Source organism: Hymenobacter jejuensis, from assembly GCF_006337165.1.
Classification (GTDB): domain Bacteria; phylum Bacteroidota; class Bacteroidia; order Cytophagales; family Hymenobacteraceae; genus Hymenobacter; species Hymenobacter jejuensis.
Genome location: NZ_CP040896.1, coordinates 4,336,429 through 4,354,926 on the forward strand (window position 1 = coordinate 4,336,429; position 18,498 = coordinate 4,354,926).

At 54.8% G+C, this 18,498-nt stretch carries 15 protein-coding genes; 3 read left to right on the plus strand and 12 right to left on the minus strand.

What is annotated here, in order from left to right:
• Window positions 1–201: 201 nt before the first annotated feature.
• Window positions 202–1,767 (plus strand): peptide MFS transporter, encoded by a 1,566-nt coding sequence (locus FHG12_RS17810; RefSeq protein ID WP_139517012.1) that lies wholly within the window; start codon window positions 202–204, stop codon window positions 1,765–1,767.
• Between the two features lie 190 nt (window positions 1,768–1,957).
• Here the strand turns inward: FHG12_RS17810 and groL are convergent, their stop codons facing one another.
• The 12 genes from groL to FHG12_RS17870 all read right to left on the minus strand — a co-directional run bounded on the left by groL (window position 1,958) and on the right by FHG12_RS17870 (window position 15,305).
• Window positions 1,958–3,604, minus strand: coding sequence for a chaperonin GroEL (gene groL / locus FHG12_RS17815; RefSeq protein ID WP_139517013.1), 1,647 nt, complete (start codon window positions 3,602–3,604; stop codon window positions 1,958–1,960).
• Window positions 3,605–3,645: 41 nt separating this feature from the next.
• A complete protein-coding gene (gene groES / locus FHG12_RS17820) occupies window positions 3,646–3,936 on the minus strand; it encodes a co-chaperone GroES (RefSeq protein ID WP_139517014.1) in 291 nt (96 codons plus the stop codon).
• A 256-nt stretch (window positions 3,937–4,192) separates the two neighbouring features.
• Complete coding sequence (secG, locus tag FHG12_RS17825; protein WP_139517015.1) at window positions 4,193–4,582, minus strand: preprotein translocase subunit SecG; 390 nt, start codon at window positions 4,580–4,582, stop codon at window positions 4,193–4,195.
• Complete coding sequence (locus FHG12_RS17830) at window positions 4,583–6,100, minus strand: hypothetical protein (protein WP_139517016.1); 1,518 nt, start codon at window positions 6,098–6,100, stop codon at window positions 4,583–4,585. It abuts the gene before it with no gap.
• A 131-nt stretch (window positions 6,101–6,231) separates the two neighbouring features.
• Window positions 6,232–6,768, minus strand: a complete 537-nt coding sequence (locus FHG12_RS17835; protein ID WP_230471185.1) for an LptE family protein — start codon at window positions 6,766–6,768, stop codon at window positions 6,232–6,234.
• Complete coding sequence (locus FHG12_RS17840; RefSeq protein ID WP_139517017.1) at window positions 6,749–8,065, minus strand: sigma-54 interaction domain-containing protein; 1,317 nt, start codon at window positions 8,063–8,065, stop codon at window positions 6,749–6,751. Before FHG12_RS17840 ends, FHG12_RS17835 begins: the two co-directional genes overlap by 20 nt.
• A 67-nt stretch (window positions 8,066–8,132) precedes the next feature.
• On the minus strand, window positions 8,133–9,578 hold the full coding sequence (gene miaB, locus FHG12_RS17845) for a tRNA (N6-isopentenyl adenosine(37)-C2)-methylthiotransferase MiaB (RefSeq protein WP_139517902.1): 1,446 nt from the start codon (window positions 9,576–9,578) through the stop codon (window positions 8,133–8,135).
• 202 nt (window positions 9,579–9,780) lie between these two features.
• A complete protein-coding gene (locus FHG12_RS17850) occupies window positions 9,781–10,764 on the minus strand; it encodes an anthranilate synthase component I family protein (protein WP_230471186.1) in 984 nt (327 codons plus the stop codon).
• 376 nt (window positions 10,765–11,140) lie between these two features.
• Window positions 11,141–12,625, minus strand: coding sequence for a tetratricopeptide repeat protein (locus FHG12_RS17855; protein WP_139517019.1), 1,485 nt, complete (start codon window positions 12,623–12,625; stop codon window positions 11,141–11,143).
• A 120-nt stretch (window positions 12,626–12,745) separates the two neighbouring features.
• Entirely contained in the window at window positions 12,746–13,495 is a 750-nt protein-coding gene (locus FHG12_RS17860; protein WP_139517020.1) for a zinc ribbon domain-containing protein, read from the minus strand.
• Window positions 13,485–14,585 (minus strand): Nif3-like dinuclear metal center hexameric protein, encoded by a 1,101-nt coding sequence (locus FHG12_RS17865; protein WP_139517021.1) that lies wholly within the window; start codon window positions 14,583–14,585, stop codon window positions 13,485–13,487. The genes FHG12_RS17860 and FHG12_RS17865 overlap by 11 nt, the downstream gene beginning before the upstream one ends.
• A 33-nt stretch (window positions 14,586–14,618) precedes the next feature.
• Window positions 14,619–15,305, minus strand: coding sequence for a uracil-DNA glycosylase family protein (locus FHG12_RS17870; protein WP_139517022.1), 687 nt, complete (start codon window positions 15,303–15,305; stop codon window positions 14,619–14,621).
• A 137-nt stretch (window positions 15,306–15,442) separates the two neighbouring features.
• On the opposite strand from FHG12_RS17870, the gene lpxK reads away from it, so the two are divergent.
• The gene (gene lpxK / locus FHG12_RS17875) at window positions 15,443–16,501 is read left to right on the plus strand and encodes a tetraacyldisaccharide 4'-kinase (RefSeq protein WP_139517023.1); all 1,059 of its coding nucleotides are present in this window, start codon (window positions 15,443–15,445) and stop codon (window positions 16,499–16,501) included.
• Window positions 16,494–18,443, plus strand: a complete 1,950-nt coding sequence (locus tag FHG12_RS17880) for a putative porin (RefSeq protein ID WP_165699445.1) — start codon at window positions 16,494–16,496, stop codon at window positions 18,441–18,443. Before lpxK ends, FHG12_RS17880 begins: the two co-directional genes overlap by 8 nt.
• Window positions 18,444–18,498 lie beyond the last annotated feature (55 nt).

Below are 18,498 nucleotides of genomic sequence, written 5' to 3' on the forward strand. Positions count from 1 at the left end.
AAATAGACAAAAAACCGACGCTGCTTTGGATTTCGGTTAGCGGACATCGAAAAATAGCGAAAATTCGCTAAATATTTAAGCCTTTTTCTGAGCAGGTTTGGGCGAAACCGCATCAATTAGGAAAGTTTTGTAGCTTTACCAAGACCCATCCGACAGCTGTCGGATACTCTTCTCTAATTTAACCACTTTCAATCACCTTACATGCAAACTGCATCCGCCGTTCGCGAACAGGCGCCGCCTGCCGCGTCAACCGGCCATCCGAAGGGCTTATACTTGCTCTTTGCCACCGAAATGTGGGAGCGGTTCAGCTACTACGGCATGCGCGCCGTTCTGGTGCTGTTCCTGACCAAGGCCATGATGATGGACAAGGCTTTTGCCTCCAAATTCTATGGCGGATACACCAGCTTGGTTTATCTTACGCCACTCATAGGTGGTTATATATCAGACCGTTACTGGGGCAACCGCCGCTCCATCCTGACGGGTGGCTTGTTAATGGCACTTGGGCAGTTTACGCTGTTTGCGTCCGCCAGCAATTACGGCCCGGCTAGCACGCACGAGCTAAGCCATTGGTTACTATATCTCGGTTTAGGCACCATGATAGTAGGCAACGGCTTTTTTAAGCCCAATATCTCGTCGATGGTGGGATCGCTTTACTCGCCTGCGGACACCCGCAAAGATGCTGCCTACACCATCTTCTATATGGGTATCAACCTAGGGTCGTTTCTGGGCAATACCATTACGAGTCTCATCGGCGACAAAGATGGCCATCCGGAGCTGTTTCGCTGGGCCTTTCTGGCCTGTGGCATTGCCATGGTGCTGGGTACGTTGGTTTTCAACTGGGGCAAAGGCAAATATCTCCATACGCCTGAAGGCGAGCAGGTGGGCGAAACGCCCGTGCACTCTGGCGGCGTAAAAGGCATCTTTGCTTTGCTACCGGTTTTGCTGGCTTTGGTGCTGGGTACTTTGTGGCTGGATTCGGCAAAATTCCCCACCATTGCTCCGTTGCTGGGCTTGGCTGTGGTCGGTATTGCGTTCATGATTTTCACCGATAAGTCATTGACCGGCGCGGATGTACAGCGCGTATTGGTGATTTTCATTGTGTCGTTTTTTGTGGTGTTTTTTTGGGCCGCTTTCGAGCAGGCGCCTGCTTCGCTCACGTTCTTCGCCGATGAGCAGATGAACCGCACCATTTTCGGCTATGAGTTGCCGGCCAGTATTTTCCAGAACCTGAATGCCATTTTCGTGGTAGCTGGGGCACCCCTTATGGCCATGGTCTGGACGGCACTGGGCCGTCGCAAAGCCGAACCTGCATCGCCGGTCAAAATGGCAATGGGCTTGGCTTTGCTGGCTGCTGGCTACCTTGTCATGTGTTTTGGCGTGCACAACCTCATGCCCGGGGTGAAGGTGAGCATGTTCTTTTTGGTGGCTCTCTACTTCCTCCATTCGGCAGGTGAGCTGTGCTTGTCGCCTATTGGCCTTTCCTTGGTCAACAAGCTGGCCCCGCTGAAATTCAGCTCTTTGCTGATGGCCGTATGGTTTCTGGCCAACGCCGCCGCTAACTACCTAGCTGGTTATATGAGCAGTCTGTATCCCGATCCCAAATCGACAGCCCCTGCACCAGTGCTATTGGGTTTCCACATCACCAACCTTTACGATTTCTTCTTGGTGTTCGTAGTTTCGGCGGCGGTTGCGGCGATACTATTGTTCGTTATCAGCAGCAAGCTGGCGAAGATGATGGATGCCCGTAATCTCGCTCCGGCTGTTTAGCCTGACCTTTACTACAACAAAAAAGCCCCGCTAGGATTGCCAGCGGGGCTTTTTGTTGCCACCTTGCTGTTTAGCTGGCAGCCTTTGGCAAGTCACGCGAGCCGGTACCATAACACGAAAGCACCGAACATAAAAAGGCCCCGAAACGAAAGTTTCGGGGCCTTTTTGTAAAGCGTTGTGAAGCAAAGGCTTACATCATGCCGCCCATGCCACCCATACCGCCCATGCCACCGGCACCGCCGCCAGCACCAGCTTTCTCTTCTTCAGGCTCATCAGAGATCACGCACTCAGTGGTGAGGAGCAGACCTGCGATCGAAGCCGCATTTTCGAGGGCCAGACGGGTTACTTTGGTGGGGTCGAGGATACCAGCCGCCATCAGGTTTTCGTAACGGTCTTCGCGGGCATTGTAACCGTAGTCACCCTTGCCTTCGCGAACTTTCTGCACTACTACCGAGCCTTCGCCACCGGCGTTGCCGACGATGCAGCGCAAAGGAGCTTCGAGCGCCGTGCGGATGATGTTCACGCCAGTGCGCTCGTCACCGTTCAGGGTATCAACTGCTGCCAGCGACTCAATGGCCCGCACCAAGGCAACACCGCCACCAGGAACTACGCCTTCTTCAACGGCAGCGCGCGTAGCGTGCAGCGCATCGTCAACGCGGTCTTTCTTCTCTTTCATCTCTACTTCCGTAGAAGCACCGATGTAGAGGATAGCCACACCACCCGACAACTTGGCAAGGCGCTCTTGCAGCTTCTCCTTGTCGTAGTCGGAAGTGGTAGTACCGATCTGAGCTTTAATTTCGTTTATGCGAGACGTGATGGCCGGCTTATCGCCTTTGCCGTTCACAATCGTAGTGTTGTCTTTGTCGATGATGATTTTCTCAGCTTGGCCGAGGTAATCAATCGTAGCGCTGTCGAGCTTGTAGCCGCGCTCTTCCGAGATCACGGTACCACCTGTCAAGACTGCAATGTCTTCCAGCATCGCCTTGCGACGGTCGCCGAAGCCAGGAGCTTTCACCGCTGCAATTTTCAGCGAGCCGCGCAGCTTGTTTACCACCAAAGTGGCAAGTGCCTCACCATCAACGTCTTCTGAAACAATCACCAGCGGCTTGCCCGTCTGAACTACTTGCTCCAATACGGGCAGCAGTTCTTTCATGGTGCTCACTTTCTTGTCGTAAATCAGGACGTAGGGCGAGTCGAGCTCTACTTCCATCTTCTCCGGGTTGGTTACGAAGTAAGGAGAGAGGTAGCCGCGGTCGAACTGCATGCCTTCCACCGTTTTTACTTCGGTTTCGGTGCCACGCGCTTCTTCTACCGTGATGACGCCTTCTTTGCCCACTTTGTCCATGGCGTCCGCGATCATCTGACCGATTTCCATGTCGTTGTTGGCTGAAATAGCGCCTACTTGGGCGATCTCCGAAGAGTTTTCAATCTTCTTCGACTGTTGCTTCAGGTTCTGAACTACAGCGTGTACTGCCTTGTCAATACCGCGCTTCAGATCCATGGGGTTGGCACCGGCCGCTACGTTCTTCGAACCAGCTGTGTAGATAGCCTGGGCCAACACGGTTGCAGTCGTAGTACCGTCACCAGCTTGGTCAGCAGTTTTGGAAGCCACTTCCTTCACCAACTGGGCACCCATATTTTCGATGGCGTCCTTCAGCTCAATTTCTTTAGCTACCGTTACACCGTCCTTGGTGATGGTTGGTGCGCCGAACTTCTTGTCAATGACCACGTTACGGCCTTTTGGGCCGAGGGTAACTTTCACGGCGTTAGCCAATTTGTCTACACCGCGCTTCAGTTTGTCGCGGCCGTCGGTATCGAATTGAATGTTTTTAGACATCTTATTTCAAAGGGTTAGATCAGATCAGAGGGAAAGGAAGCTTATAGGACAGCAAAAATGTCCGACTCACGCATGATGAGGTAATCTTGGCCATCCACCGTGATTTCGGTGCCAGCATATTTGCCATAAAGCACCTGGTCGCCCACTTTCACCTGCGGCTGGATGGTGGTGCCATTGTCGGCCACCTTGCCTTCGCCTACGGCTACAACTTCGCCACGCTGGGGCTTTTCTTTGGCCGTGTCGGGGATGATGATACCCGATTTGGTCTTTTCCTCGGCAGCAGCCGGCGCGATGATGACGCGGTCAGCCAGTGGTTTCATGCTAAGTGACATAGTATTCGTTTTGGTTGAAAAGGATGTATGGATGTATACCGTGCACGGCGTTGGGCACTTCTCGTGCCAGCCCGCTAAACATGACAGAATGGACGCCATTCCGGACGCTTCCCGGCCAGCTTTTCACCGCTGACCTGTCAAACGTGGCAGACCCTGACAGTTTCTGTGTGCCCGGCAGGGTAAAAGTAAGCGTAAAAAAAATCCAGTGGCCCCTTTCGGAACCACTGGATTTACTATGGATTAACGCGACGCGCGTTTATTTCGCAGGAGTAGCTGCTGGCTGCTGAGTGGGAGGAGCAGGGGTGGCGGCGCGAGGCTGCGCAGGCGCACCCGGCAGAGGTGCCGTGCTGGTGTTGTTAGGCAAACGCGTTTCCATCGCCTTTTGCTGATTGATGCTGCGAGCCGGACCCGCCTCAGTAGTGCCGTTGAGCATGTGTGTGCCAAGCGACAGAATAACCAAGCCGATAGCGAAGCCCCAGGTCAAGCGTTCGAGCAAATCGCCGGTACGCTTGACACCCATTAGGTTAGCTGCGCCGCCAGCACCAAATTGGCTGGAAATGCCGCCGCCTTTGGGATTCTGAGCCAGCACGACCAAAGCCAGCAGCAAGCATACAAAAAGAATGAGAATGATGAGGGCAATATACATCTACTCCGAAGGTTTCAGTTGTTGAATTTGGTCGGCAAAGTACGCCTTTTTTTCCGGCTGGCGCACCATCAGCCGTTCATATATTTCAATGGCTTTAGCAATTTTTCCCTGCTTTACCATGATTTTAGCTAAGCTCTCGGAAGCTATCTCCGGTATGGACGCCGTGCTTCGCACCGAAAGATCAGCCTGTTCGTCGGTGGGCGCGGGAAGCTTGGCCGCCGACTTCAGCCGGGGCTTATTGCGCAGAAATTGATTGATCAATTCCAGCGTGGAAGGGGGCGGAAGGGCAATTGGGCCGTGAGCCTGACCATGCGCCACCAATACCGCATCTGGTGGGAAAAAATCTTCAGTCGGCAGGTCCTGCGTGAGTTCGTCGCGCAATTGAAGGCAAGAGCCCATCCGGCTGCCCAAACCCAGCGCATACCCCAGGTCTAAGTCAGAACGGAAATCGTAATCCGTTTTTGTGGTGGTCTCTACCGTTTCCTCCAGTGCAGGAAGCTCGTATGCGGGCTCACTAGACCGTGTCACACCGCCTAATCCGAATTCGAAGCGTGATGTTCCAACTTCCACTGGCGGCCGAATAGGTGGCGCGACGGGAAGCAATACATCATCCGTTTTTGATTTGGTTATATCGTAAGCATCAGGTAATGAAGAAGTTATAGTATTTGTAATTTCTTCCTCATCTGTTTCCTTTTCCTTATTAGACTCTAAAAGTGGGGCCGAAACTTCCTCCGCTGGAAAAATTCCAGCAGAAGCCGAAGATTCCGAGGTGACCGGCTCGATAGCAGTCGCTACCGCTGGTTCGGCAGTGTCTGTATTCGGCAACGCGTCCTGAGCAGCTGCCTCTTCCAAGAAAGCTATTGGGGCCTGAGAGCTGGCAAGCGTTTCTTCCTGCGCCTGCTCGAATGCTTCTTCAGGCGAGGTATGCTCAGAAGGGGTAGCGGATGGCTCTGCTAGTACAGCCTCTTGGTCAGCGTTTTCTGTGCCCAAATCCAAGGCTGGTATTTCAGCCGAAAAGGTATCGGCTTCTGGCTGATCCACTACGGTAGAGGCCTCTGACTCAAGAGCTTCGGTAACCGAGTCTGCATATTCTTCCTGACGGCTCTCGGTTGGCTCTTCCTGAACAATGGCTTCAGGGTATTCCTCGGACACAACTAATTCTTCCTGAAGCGAAGTTTCAGAGCTTACAAGGGCGTCCTGAAAAGCAACTTGTTGTTCAACTGCTTGATAGCCATAAGGTTCAGTTAAGGAATGCTCCGTTGAAGAAGCGGCTTCCAAAACTGGTGCCGGCCGCTCGATAAGCTGCCGAAGCAACTGACGATCAGCGGCATAAGTGGCTGCCCGGCGCAGACGTTGGCTGGCCAGCATGCTTCCACGGTCGTGGGCGGCCTTGGCCAGCAACACATGCGCCGTTTGGCAATAGGGGAAGGCGGCCGCCAACTGCTCCAGCTCACGGATTTCGGCTTCCGAAATCTCGCTCACGTGATCCAAGATGTGCAGCAGCGACGCACGGGTCATGATTTAGTAAGTTAACGAGTTGGTAATCAATTAGTTAAAGCATAAGCCTATTTATGGCCTCTGGGCAACCACCGGCTTAGGGCCGGCAACATTACAGCAATTTATTCATTTAACCACGAGCTGTTTGGACGCTACCAGTTCGCCACCGACTTATTAAATACGTCGGTGATGATGTTATTGGTAATGCGCCGAATGGCGGTCGGATCGTTGTTGATGCGCGCTACATCCTGCGTCGCCGGGAAGTCATCGTAGCTTTGGAAAGTCTGCTCGAAATCCTGTTTGGGGTCCTTTGTGTTGGTAAAGCGCACCCGCACCTGCACTGTAAGGCGGTTCACGCCGGCCTGATCGACTCCGTTCTGCTTTTGAATAGCAGCCGGCGCGAAATCATACGCAATGATCTGACCTTCAAACTGTAAGTCGCCGTCGCGCGGCGTGATTTTGAGCGAGGTATTGCGCTGAAAATAATCCTTCAAATCCTCCGTAAAGCGTTGGGACAGAAAGGAGGGACCGTTGCTGGCGTTGTTTTGGAAAGTCTGAATGGAAATGTTCTTGACCGTAGGATCGATGTTGGTGCCGGTGAAAGAGTACACGCTGCACCCCGCCACTACGGGCCACACCAACAGCATCAATACCCAGGTAGCCCAGCGGCTATAGTTGCTCCAGATCATACTGCTTCAGTTTGCGATAAAGCGTGCGTTCCGAAATGCCCAAATCATGAGCTGCGTACTTTCGCTTGTTGTGGTGTTTCTTTAACGCCTTGATAATCATCTCTTTCTCTTTGGCTTCGAGCGAGAGCGTTTCCTCTTCGGTTTCGTGCGGAATGTCTTCTACGCGTTGGCTTTCGTCTTCGTAAGCTGCTTCCTCATCCACCGTGATCTCAGGCCGCGGATTGATAAAATACTCCGAGGCGCCCGCTTCGGCCGGCCGGCTGTGCCGGTTGCTGCCGTCGTAAGGAGGCAGGTTCGTAAATAAATGACTGTTTTGCCGCAACAGTTCCTGCGTTTCGGCTGGCCGCTGACCGGCTGCCAAATCGAGGACCAGCTTCTTCAGATCGGTCATGTCGCGCCGCATGTCGAAGAGTACTTTGTAGAGCAAATCCCGCTCGGAATAGGTGCCGCTAGGGCCAGCATCCGGCGAGCCGGCCGCGTGCAACAGCATAGGCAGCTGACTGTTGTGGTCGGCGGGCAGATATTGCCGCAGGCGCTGGGCATCGACTTCGCGTTCCATTTCCAGTACCGACATTTGCTCGGCAACGTTCTTCAGCTGCCGGATATTGCCAGGGAAGCGAAAGCGCTGCAAGTCGGCAATGGCTTCCGTGGTGAGTGAAATCGGCTTGACGCGGTAACGCTCGGCAAAATCCGTAGCGAACTTTCTGAATAACAAGTAGATATCATCGCCGCGTTCCCGTAATGGGGGCACCGTAATGGGTACAGTATTGAGCCGGTAATACAGGTCTTCCCGAAAACGCCCTTCGCGCACCGCGTTCAGCAGGTTAACGTTGGTGGCCGCTACCACGCGTACGTCCGTTTTCTGCACTTTGCTCGAACCCACGCGGATGAACTCGCCGTTTTCGAGCACGCGCAGCAAGCGGGCCTGCGTGCCGAGCGGCATTTCGCCAATCTCATCGAGGAAAATGGTGCCGCCGTTGGTTACTTCGAAATACCCTTTGCGAGCTTCGTTGGCGCCGGTGAACGAGCCTTTCTCGTGGCCAAACAGCTCAGAATCAATAGTTCCCTCAGGAATAGCGCCGCAGTTGATGGCGATAAACTGTCCGTGCTTACGCGGCGAAAGCGCGTGAATAATCTTGGAAAACGACTCCTTGCCCGATCCGCTTTCGCCGGTGATGAGTACCGTCATGTCGGTGGGAGCCACCTGGGCCGCCACCTGAATGGCGTAATTCAAAGCCGGGGCATTGCCAATAATGCCAAAGCGCTGTTTGATGGATTGTATTTCGCTGGGAGTCAAGGTCGTAAGTGGGTTTTCGTAATGGAGACGAAAAGCAGCAAGAAATACTTCACTTGCTTATGGGGTGTTAAGAAACGGCTACCGCTTCCCCAATCAAGGTGCTGGCCGTGCAGTCATGCACGAGGACGTGCACGTAGTCGCCTTTCTTGAAGTCTCCTTTTGGGAAAACGACAACTTGGTTCTGGCTATTTCGGCCACTCAGGTGTTCGGCACTGCGCTTAGAAACATTCTCGACCAGTACTTTGTGCACTTTGCCGATCGCTAATTGATTGCGCAGACGGCTGGATTTCTGCTGTAAATCAATCACTTCCTGCAAGCGGCGCTTCTTGATCTCCAAGGGAATATCGTCTTCCAGCTTACGCGCCGCCAGCGTGCCGGGGCGCTCCGAGTAGAAGAACATGTACGCCATGTCGTACTGTACATACTCCATCAGCGAGAGCGTATCCTGGTGTTCTTCCTCGGTTTCGGAGCAGAAACCCGAAATCATATCAGTGCTGATGGCGCATTCAGTGCCCAGAATGCGACGGATCGCCTGCACGCGCTCCTCGTACCACGGACGGTCGTAGGTGCGATTCATCAGCTTGAGAATCCGTGAGTTACCGCTCTGGGCGGGTAAGTGAATATACTTGCAAATGTTCTCGTGACGTGCCATGGTGTACAGCACCTCGTCGGTGATATCCTTGGGGTGTGAGGTCGAAAACCGCACCCGCAGCTCAGGACTTATCAACGCAACGCGCTCTAGCAGCTGAGCAAAATTGACATGCTCTTGCTCATCCTCCGAGGCCCATTTGTAGGAATCGACGTTCTGACCCAGGAGAGTAACTTCCTTATAACCAGCAGCTACCAAGTCGCGGCATTCCTGTACGATGCTGTGGGCATCGCGGGAGCGCTCTCGGCCGCGGGTAAAGGGCACCACGCAAAAAGAGCACATGTTGTCGCAGCCGCGCATGATGCTCACGAAAGCCGAAACGCCATTGGAATTAAGGCGTACGGGCGTAATGTCTGCGTAGGTCTCTTCGCGGCTAAGCAGCACATTTACAGCCTTTTGGCCGCCATCTACTTCCTTGATCAAGCGCGGCAAGTCGCGGTAGGCATCGGGGCCTACTACTAAGTCTACAATTTTTTCCTCCTCCAGAAATTTAGTTTTCAAGCGCTCGGCCATGCAGCCCAGCACGCCTACCAGCAGACCAGGGTTGCGCTTTTTGTGCCCGTTAATCTGCGACAGGCGCATGCGTACGGTCTGTTCCGCTTTTTCGCGGATGGAGCAGGTATTGAGCAGCACCAAATCGGCTACGGCCAGGTCTTCGGTCGTGTCAAAGCCTTCCTCAAAGAGAATGGAGGAGACGATTTCGGAGTCGGAAAAATTCATCTGACAGCCATAGCTCTCAATGTAGAGCTTGCGCTGCCGGCCCGTGCGGGTGGCGGGACTCACGCGTACTTCCCCGGAAGGCTGGTGCTCGGCGGGGGTGGCGGGAGTATCGAGAAAATCGAGAGAAAGCAGTTGCTGCGACATAGCCTCAAATACAAATAAGGAGGGCAAAGGTAGGCTTTTTGGCCCAAAAATGACAGAATGGCAGAGCTATATAGAAGTAAAAAACTCTGTCATTGCCCAGTAAATTACATCCTGACGTCGTGTATCAAGCTGTATTGTGGGTGGGCTTCAACTTGACTAACTATCACGGCCTTAAGCCGGGTTGTCTTTGATTGACAAGTAATTACTGTTGTACTACAGCGCCCAAGACTTCGAGCATGGCCCGCGCTTTCAACAAGCATTCGTCGTATTCCCGCTGGGGCTCGGAGTCGTAGGTGATGGCGCTGCCAACTTGAAAACTCAAGTAGCCTGTGCCTGCGTTGTATTGAAGTGAGCGAATCACGACGTTGAAATCGAAATCACCAGCGGGCCATATATAGCCCACGCAGCCGCTGTACAAACCCCGCCGCGTATGCTCGTAATGCTCAATGAGTTGCATAGCCCGCACCTTCGGCGCACCGGTCATGGAGCCCATTGGGAAAGCCGCCAGTAGCACATCCACTGCATCAAGATCGGGGCGGCGTAGGGCCGTCACGGTGGAGATCATTTGCCACACGTGGCGGAAAGGATACAACCCAAACAACTCCGGAACCTGCACGCTGCCCGTCTGGGCTACGCGGCTGAGGTCGTTGCGAACCAAATCCACAATCATCAGATTTTCAGCCCGTTCCTTCTCGTCGTTAAACAAGAGGCTTTTTAGCTCAATATCCTCTGTCGGAGAAGCGCCGCGGCGGATAGTGCCCTTAATCGGCTGAGAGAGAAGTTGAAGGCCATTTTGCCGTAAAAAACGTTCGGGTGAGGCGCACAACAGGTAGCGATCGTGCCATTTGTAAAAGCTGGCAAAAGGCGTAGGCGAAGCGCGATTGAGGCGCAGAAACGTGCTAACGGGGTCAAGTGACACTTGCTCGGCGTAGAACTCCTGACACAAGTTGAGTTCATAGACTTCCCCGTCGAGAATCTCTTCGCGAACGGACGCCACGGCTGCGAGGTAGTCGGGTTTGGACATGCGCGGATGCATGGCCGTTACCGAAACACTCTCCTCTACAGGCAGAATTTCGGTGGCAAGAATGTCCTCCAGTACCCCGTCAGGCCCGTTGATTTCCACGCCTTCAGGCCGCCAGTGAAGCCAGATCTCGGGTTCGAAAAAGTGCAGTTCGGGCCAGCACAAGCCGTCAAAGTGGGCGCTGTGAAGGGCTTCGATCTGGTTTTTTACATCGTAGGTTAGAAACCCGCAAACGGGAACCTGCCTAGGCAACTGCAGCCAGGTTCGCAGCTCGGCCAGAGTAGTAGGTGAGGGTGCCTCCGTTGTCCGAACGGCTAGCAATTGTGCAAAAGGCCCCTGCGGATAAGCAAGCCCATTGGGCTCGTAATATGCACAATACCTGAACCGCGCCGCCCAAAAAAGCGCCTTTGCTCGAAAGTCATCGGGTGATATGAGCAAGGCAGAAAAGGGAACGACAAGCAAAATAGATACGCTAATATGTGAATGCGAAAATAATTACATAACTATTTGATTGATAGCTGATTATGGGTATATATATAAATCATTGCTTAATGCTTTCAAGAGCCAGCTTTGCTTTGGTGTCGGTACTATTTTTGTACTCGTGCTTTGGGTAAGTGAGTGCCTTCTGAAAGTACGTTTTAGCCAAACGGGTTTGCCCTTGCATTTGATAGAGATAGCCGAGTTGCAAAGCTGATTGGGGCGCGAAATAATAAGGTGCATCGCCCGCCAAAGCCACCGTGCGGGCATAAAAATAACGGGCCGAATCAAGCTGTTGCAGGCCGTGATAGGCGCGGGCCCGGCGGTAGGGCGCTTCCAAGCGATCGCGCAGGGAAGTGTGGGCCGTCGTCGCAAAACTTTCGAGGGTAGTAAGGGCTTCGCGGTAATACCCACCATCGATCTGGAGGCGGGCGCGGGTCAGGGTTCGGTTCAGAGGCTGCTGATCATCGAAAAAGCGTTGCGCATAAGTGTCCTCCTCCAGCACGGTGCGTCCTGCCGCGTCAATCTGGCGCCGGTAGCGCTCGGCGCTGGCTTGGTCGCCGCTCAACCAAGACGCCAGATACAGCTTAAACGCGGCATCTTTGCGATAATGCGTACCGCGATATTCCTGCAAAAAGAGGAGATTTTCGCGTTGCGAAGCTGCGTACTGCCCTTGGTAGAGCAGCAAATCAGCTACCATGTGATGCAGGTAAGCGATAGGCAAATAGCCCGCGCCGGAAGGGCGACTCCGATAGGCCGCCAAAGCCTGATCGGTGTGGTGCAAGCGCTTATTGATGCTAATAGCGAGATAGGCAAATAACAGATTGTCAGATTGTTGCTGTGTGAGCTGCTGAATAAATCGGCTGGATTCCTCGCCTTGCTTATAGTACGTTTCGTGGATAAGCGCCAGAATGATTTGGGCTTCGGTTTGAAAATCGTTGGGGCGTTGGGCCGCGACGCGCAGGTTCTGCAAGCCCACCTCAACGCTGCCGGCAAGGCCAAGCAGCTTCAAAAACCAGCGGTAGCCTTCGGGCAGCGCGCCAATGAAGAACTGCATCATTCCCAAGGTTTTACGGGCCGGCAGATAGTCGGGGTAGCGCTTCACGGTGGCCTGCATCTGCTGATACGCTTGCCGCAGGCTCCAGGCGCCCTGCACCTCATGCTCGAAGGCTACCTGCGCTGCTGCTTGGTGCAGCCGAATCTCAGCTCGGGCATACGCACGCAAGGGGCCTGGCTCTGGCGATTCGGCCAGCGTGGCCAAGCGTTCATCCTGGGCCTGCACCACGGCTGCGTACCGGTTGGCGTCCTGCGAAATCATTAGCTCGGTGAAGTCGATGCAATCGGCCACCAAAAGCGTACCCGCGCTCCGTGGCTGTTCGGTGCGCAACAGCGCCCGCGCTGGCTCTGGCCTAAGCTTTAGCAGCTCGGCATAGGCGCGCTGTTGATTTTTGGTAAGGTGCTGTGCGACAAGAGTTTGATCGAGGTGACCCTCTAGCTGAGGCGCGCAGAAACAGTCGCTGAAGTTCGCAGAGAGCAGGAACAGGAGCACAAGCGCACTCCTGCGTACCCCCCTGCCAACCTCAGCGAAAAAATTTGTCACCTAAAAACAGCCTAATAAAAAAGGAACGACGCGACGCCGTTCCTTTTTCAATCTAACTAAAATAATACTCTAGCTGACTTTGATATCAACGTCGGCCAACACGCGGCCGCAGTGCTCGCACACGATGATTTTCTTGTGCGAAATGATGTCGGCTTGGCGCTGTGGGGGTACGGTGTTGAAGCAACCGCCGCAGGCATCGCGCTTTACCGTTACGACGGCCAAGCCGTTGCGTACGTTGCCGCGGATGCGGGTGTAAGCCATGAGCAGGCGCTCTTCGATGGGCTGGACGGCCTTATCACGCTCCTGCATCAGCGTTTTTTCTTCGCTTTCGCTTTCGCCTACGATGGTATCAAGCTCGGCTTTTTTGTTGTCGAGGTCTTTTTTACGCTCGTCGAGGCGCTGTTTCGTGCCGGCGATGTCGTTGTTTTTCAGCTCGATCTGGTACTGGGCCTCCTTGATTTTCTTTTCCGAAATCTGGATTTCCAGGCGCTGTAACTCGATTTCCTTAGCGATGGCTTCGTATTCGCGGTTGTTGCGCACGTTCTGCTGCTGATCCTCGTACTTTTTGATGAGGCCGTCGGCGTCTTTGGCGTTTTGCTTGCGCTGCTTGATCTGCTCGTTCAGAGCGGCAATTTCTTCGTCGAATTTGCTTACCCGTACCTCGTAGCCGGCAATTTCGTCCTCTAAGTCACGCACTTCTTCGGGCAAGTCGCCGCGTACGCGCCGGATTTCGTCGAGCTGCGAGTCGATGCGCTGCAGGTTCAGAAGGGCTTCCAGCTTACTGGCAACAGGAGTTTCCGCGGACGGGTTAGAAATCATAACGGACAGGGTTGGTGAGGGTCTCAGCGATTAAGACCGCAAAATTACTGCTAAACGATGAGGTAAGCAAATCGCGGAAAACCTCTCCCGTAAATTGCTCGCTCTCAAAATGGCCCACGTCGCAGAGCATCAGGTGGCCTTCGGCGCCAAAATACTCGTGGTACTTTAGGTCGCCGGTCACGTAGGCCTCGGCGCCGGCGTTGCGGGCCTTGCCGATGAGAAAGCTGCCAGCACCGCCGCAAAGCGCTACCTTTTTTATAGACGATTGATAATCAGTGTGTTTTACAACTGGCACGCCAAGCGCTTGGCGCAGCAATTGGCGAAATTCTGCCGGGCTCAGGGCCTCGGGTAGTTCGCCAATCATGCCCGAACCCACATCCTGATCTTCGTTTTCCAGCCGAATCAGGTCGTAAGCTACTTCTTCATAAGGATGAGTTTGGCGCATAGCGTGCAGCACCTGTCGCTGACGGTGCAGCGGCAGCAGCACTTCCACGCGCAGCTCATTGGTCGTTTCGGGCTGGCCGCGTTGGCCTTCGTAGGGGTTGGAATCGGGGCCGGGCGTGAAGGTGCCCGTACCCGGAAACTGGAAGCTGCACTCGGCGTATTGGCCGATCTGGCCTGCGCCCGCGTCGTAGAGGGCGCGCAACAGCTTTTCGGCATGGCCGGCGGGGGTATAGACTGCCAGCTTAGCCAGCATGCCGCTTTTGGGGTCGAGAATGCGTAGCTTCTGCAAGCCGAGCTTTTCGGCAAGCTTGCGGTTGACGCCGCGCACTACGTTGTCGAGGTTGGTGTGAGCTGCATAAATGGCCACATCGTTTTTGATGGCCTTCATCAGCGTTTGCTCTACTTCATTGGCCCCAGTGAGGCGCTTTAAAGGCTTGAACACGACTGGATGATGCGCTACTACCACGTTGCAGCCGCGCCGGATGGCTTCGTCTATCACGGCCGGCGTACAATCGAGCGCGATCAGCACGCCTTGTACAACCACCTGAGGGTCACCGCATTGCAGGCCGGCGTTGTCATACGATTCCTGATAGGCGAGAGGGGCGGCGGCTTCCAGCACGCGGGTGAGGTCGAGAACGGTAGGCATGTGCTTGAAAATCAAATAAATACAAAAAGTCCTTTAAGCGCTGAGTTGTAAACTGTTCTGCAGCACTTCCTGATAGCGAGCGATGTGCTCAGGCAACTCTCGCCGCCGGTATTGCATGATGTAGCGCGGGTGATCGAGGACGTGAATGTGGTCGAACAACTGCAGTTCTTGGTTGAAACGCTGCAAATACTGCCCATTGCGCCGCCCCAAACATACGGCCACTTCGCGTACCAACCCTAGCTCCGAAACCTGCCGTTGCAGCGATATCCGGATATCCGAATCGAGGGCGCTTGTGAGAGCCGGGGAGTCGTAATAATTGTAGTTGCGGCCATGGCGCAGCAAAACCAGCGGGTACAGCGAGCCTATGTAAAACCTCTGATAAAACGCCACTGGCCCGCCCATCGCTTCCATCATCAGGTGCACAAACTGGCTCGAAGGCTCGCGCTGTTGTGGCAAGCTGTTGGAAATGCCGCAGGCCGTAAGGGCAACCGGATCGGTGAAGGCCACGCCCGTACGGCCGTTGCCCAAACGGCCCGGATTGATGCCCAATAAAGCCACGCGTGGCTGATTGTCAGCGTAAAACCGCTGGGTAAATTGCGTCAACAAGGCGTGCGGAACGGCCTGGCGGTACGGGCTGACAGCTTCTACTTCGTCCGGTAGAGCAGTGGGCAACGGAAAGTTCGTGAGAAAATGCAGCAGGCGATCGGCGAAAGTCGGCATGGGCGGAGAAGGATTCAACTCCTTAGCGCTTACGCAGAAGCGGGCCACAACGCTGTAGCGAAGCCAAGCAGTAAGGCGTTGTCGTAACTGCAACGCCCGGAAATTCCGCGTATTTTTGCTTCCCTTCCTACCATCGCATGCCCCATCCGCTCGCCTTTCTGCTGTTGCCTTTTGCGTGGCTGTATGCCGGAGTGCTGGCCGTGCGCAATTGGCTCTACGACGCCGGTGTGAAGCCTGTCGCTGCCTTTGCCGTGCCGGTGATCAGCATTGGTAATCTGCGAGTTGGCGGCACGGGCAAGACGCCGCATGTGGCGTGGCTCGTTGCCCAATTGCTGGCCCGCGGCGAAAGACCGGCCATCGTGAGCCGGGGGTACGGGCGCCGGACGCGAGGCTTTCAGCTCGCCGACGCAACGGCCACCGCTGCTTCCATCGGCGACGAGCCGCTCCAGCATTTTCAGGATTTTCGGGGTGCCGTGCCGGTAGCAGTCGCTGAGAATCGGGGAGAGGGTATTGTGCAAATACTTGATAATCAATTAAATATAACGGCAATTGTCTTGGACGATGCCTACCAGCATCGGCGGGTACGACCAGCGCTAAACATCCTCCTGACTGAACAGCAACGGCCTTTCTATCAGGACTTTGTGTTGCCTGCTGGGCGACTGCGCGAAAGCCGTAGGGGCGCGCGGCGGGCCAATGTGATTGTGGTGACGAAGTGCGAGCCGTCGTTGGGCGAAATCCGACGGCAGGAAATTACCCGCGCCATTCGGCGCTACGCCCGCCCGCATACGCCGGTACTATTTTCAACCTACGTATACGGCGAGCCCGTGCCTGTAAACAAGGCTGCCGCGCCGCCCGCTGGCCCCGAAATCGTGCTGCTCACGGGCATCGCGCAGCCTGGCCCGTTGCGGGAGCATCTGCTCGGAGCCGGTTACACGATCGTGCACCACGCGGCCTTTCCTGACCACCATGCTTTTTCGGCTGCGGAGATTACAGACGTGGCCAGACAATTACAACCCGGCCAGAGCGTTTTTACCACGCAAAAAGACGCTACTCGCCTTCTTGACCCTACCTTGCAAGCCGTGGTGACGCCGTTGCCCGTTTTTTATATTCCGATTGAAGTACAGTTTCTGGCCGATGGGGCCGCCCGTTTGCAGGAACTGCTCACGCCATTATTTCAGCCCCAAGCTGTTGTCTGACCTGCTTCTGACTTCGCCCTTCTTGTCTTTTTTTCGTCGTGCAGCCGCTTCTGGCAGCGCTGCAGTGCTGTGGCTCTCGTTGCTGCTGGCTTGTTTGCTGCTGCCTCAACATGCTAAGGCACAGATAGTTGACGACACAACCAAAACTATCTACGGCCCCAAAACTACCTTCATAATCCGCGAAGCCGACGTGCTGCGCGAAAAAACCGAGGGCCGCATGGTCGATACTACGCTTACTGACATACAGCAAGCACGGTTTTGGGCGCACGACAGTACTTATCAGCAGGATCTGGGCGAATTAGGAACCGCGTCGCGGCAGCTGCTGTGGGCACCTAACACGCAGCTGGGCGCCCGGCTGGGCCGCAACGTATTCGACCGCTACGTGCGCAACTCGGCTACCATTCCGTATTATGATACCCGCTCGCCGTACGCGTTTCTGCGGTACGTGCAGGGCACCCCCGAATCAGTTTTTGAGCTCTCGTTTAGCCGTAGCATCAAAAAAACGGCGAGCGTAGGTTTCGCCTACGAACGGTTTTCTGCCAACAAGCTCTACACTGCCAACCCCCGCGAAGGCCTCACGGATCACTCCAATGTGCTGCTATTTATGCGCTATCAGACGGAGGATGAGCGCTATCACGTATTGGCCAACCTGAATACGTCCCGCCACAAATCCGTGGAGCAGGGTGGAATTCGGCCGCTGGCGACCGACACGCTGGGCCGGGGCGACCTGTTTGGCAACGAGGACCGACGAACGGTGTGGCTAACCAAGGCTGCCAACAACGAAGACCGCGACCAAGTGCACGTTGCCCAAACCTATCGCCTGTTGGGCAAGGGGCTTACCGCGTTCCATGTGTTGGACCTAAGCCGCCAGCTCAACAAATACACCGATACGCAACTGCCGACCAGCAACGGCGAGGTGCTGTATTACCCCGAAGCACGGCGCAGCATTACGGCCACCGACGACCGCGTGCAATACCGGCAGATCGAAAACACCGTGGGCGTGCTGGGGCGCACCGAAACGGTCGAGTACCGCATCTATGGGCGGCATCGGAAAGGCAGCCTGGATACCCAAAGCCTGATCGGAAACCCCGGTGTACTCACGAGGGTGACGCAGCCGGATTCTGCCATTCAGAAAGTTCCGGGGCAACTGTTTGTGGGGGGTACGGCCGCTTTTCGCTACAAGATTTTCGCTATTGAAACGGCAGGCGAATACCGGTTTTTCAAAGAATACTGGGTGAGAGCCGCCGCCAAGCTCGGGCCTTTGACCGGCGAAATATTCAGTAGTTCGTACTCGCCGACGCTGACCCAGCAGCAGTTCATCGGCAATCACTATCTCTGGAATAACAACTTCAGCCAAACGCAGGTAAACCAGCTCACTGTGCGCGTGGATCAAACGCTGGGTCACCAGCGGTTGCAGGCTTCCGGAGCCGTAGTCAACCTCACCAACTTGGTTTATTACGATGCTTCCGCCCGGCCCGCGCAACTGAGCGATGCCAAACAGTTGATTATCGTATCGGCCCGCCACCGCGCGCAGTTCGGCAGCTTTTTCTCCGGCAACGAGGCCACGTACACATTGGGCGGCGACGGCGCGGGCTTGCACATTCCGGCGCTGGTGGCCAACGGCAAAGTGTATTACCAAGGCGACGTGTTCAAGAAGGCCTTGTTCGGGCAGGTCGGTGCGGAAGTGTATTACCAATCGCGCTTCCGAGCCTATGGTTACAGCCCCAGCACGCAGCAATTTTACGTGCAGGACAACTTCACCATCCGCAACTATCCCGTGGTTGATGTGTTCCTGAATGCGGATATCAAAACGGTCGCTATTTTCCTGAAAATGGCTTACGTTAACCAAGGATTGTACCGCAACGGGTACTTTGCTTCGCCTTACTACACCAGCCTGCCCCGGCGCTTTCAATTGGGTCTGCGGTGGCAGTTTTTCAACTGATTTGCTTGGTTAATTCATTGGTGGATAAAGCGTTACCGCAATACCTTTTACGTTT

Excerpts from the sequence above, each read along its gene's own strand:
- FHG12_RS17870 (WP_139517022.1), bottom strand. The coding sequence starts at position 15,305 with ATGCCGACTTTCGCCGATCGCCTGCTGCATTTTCTCACGAACTTTCCG.
- lpxK (WP_139517023.1), top strand. The coding sequence starts at position 15,443 with ATGCCCCATCCGCTCGCCTTTCTGCTGTTGCCTTTTGCGTGGCTGTAT.
- FHG12_RS17835 (WP_230471185.1), bottom strand. The coding sequence starts at position 6,768 with ATGATCTGGAGCAACTATAGCCGCTGGGCTACCTGGGTATTGATGCTG.
- FHG12_RS17860 (WP_139517020.1), bottom strand. The coding sequence starts at position 13,495 with ATGATTTCTAACCCGTCCGCGGAAACTCCTGTTGCCAGTAAGCTGGAA.
- miaB (WP_139517902.1), bottom strand. The coding sequence starts at position 9,578 with ATGTCGCAGCAACTGCTTTCTCTCGATTTTCTCGATACTCCCGCCACC.
- groES (WP_139517014.1), bottom strand. The coding sequence starts at position 3,936 with ATGTCACTTAGCATGAAACCACTGGCTGACCGCGTCATCATCGCGCCG.
- FHG12_RS17865 (WP_139517021.1), bottom strand. The coding sequence starts at position 14,585 with ATGCCTACCGTTCTCGACCTCACCCGCGTGCTGGAAGCCGCCGCCCCT.
- FHG12_RS17830 (WP_139517016.1), bottom strand. The coding sequence starts at position 6,100 with ATGACCCGTGCGTCGCTGCTGCACATCTTGGATCACGTGAGCGAGATT.
- FHG12_RS17810 (WP_139517012.1), top strand. The coding sequence starts at position 202 with ATGCAAACTGCATCCGCCGTTCGCGAACAGGCGCCGCCTGCCGCGTCA.
- secG (WP_139517015.1), bottom strand. The coding sequence starts at position 4,582 with ATGTATATTGCCCTCATCATTCTCATTCTTTTTGTATGCTTGCTGCTG.
- groL (WP_139517013.1), bottom strand. The coding sequence starts at position 3,604 with ATGTCTAAAAACATTCAATTCGATACCGACGGCCGCGACAAACTGAAG.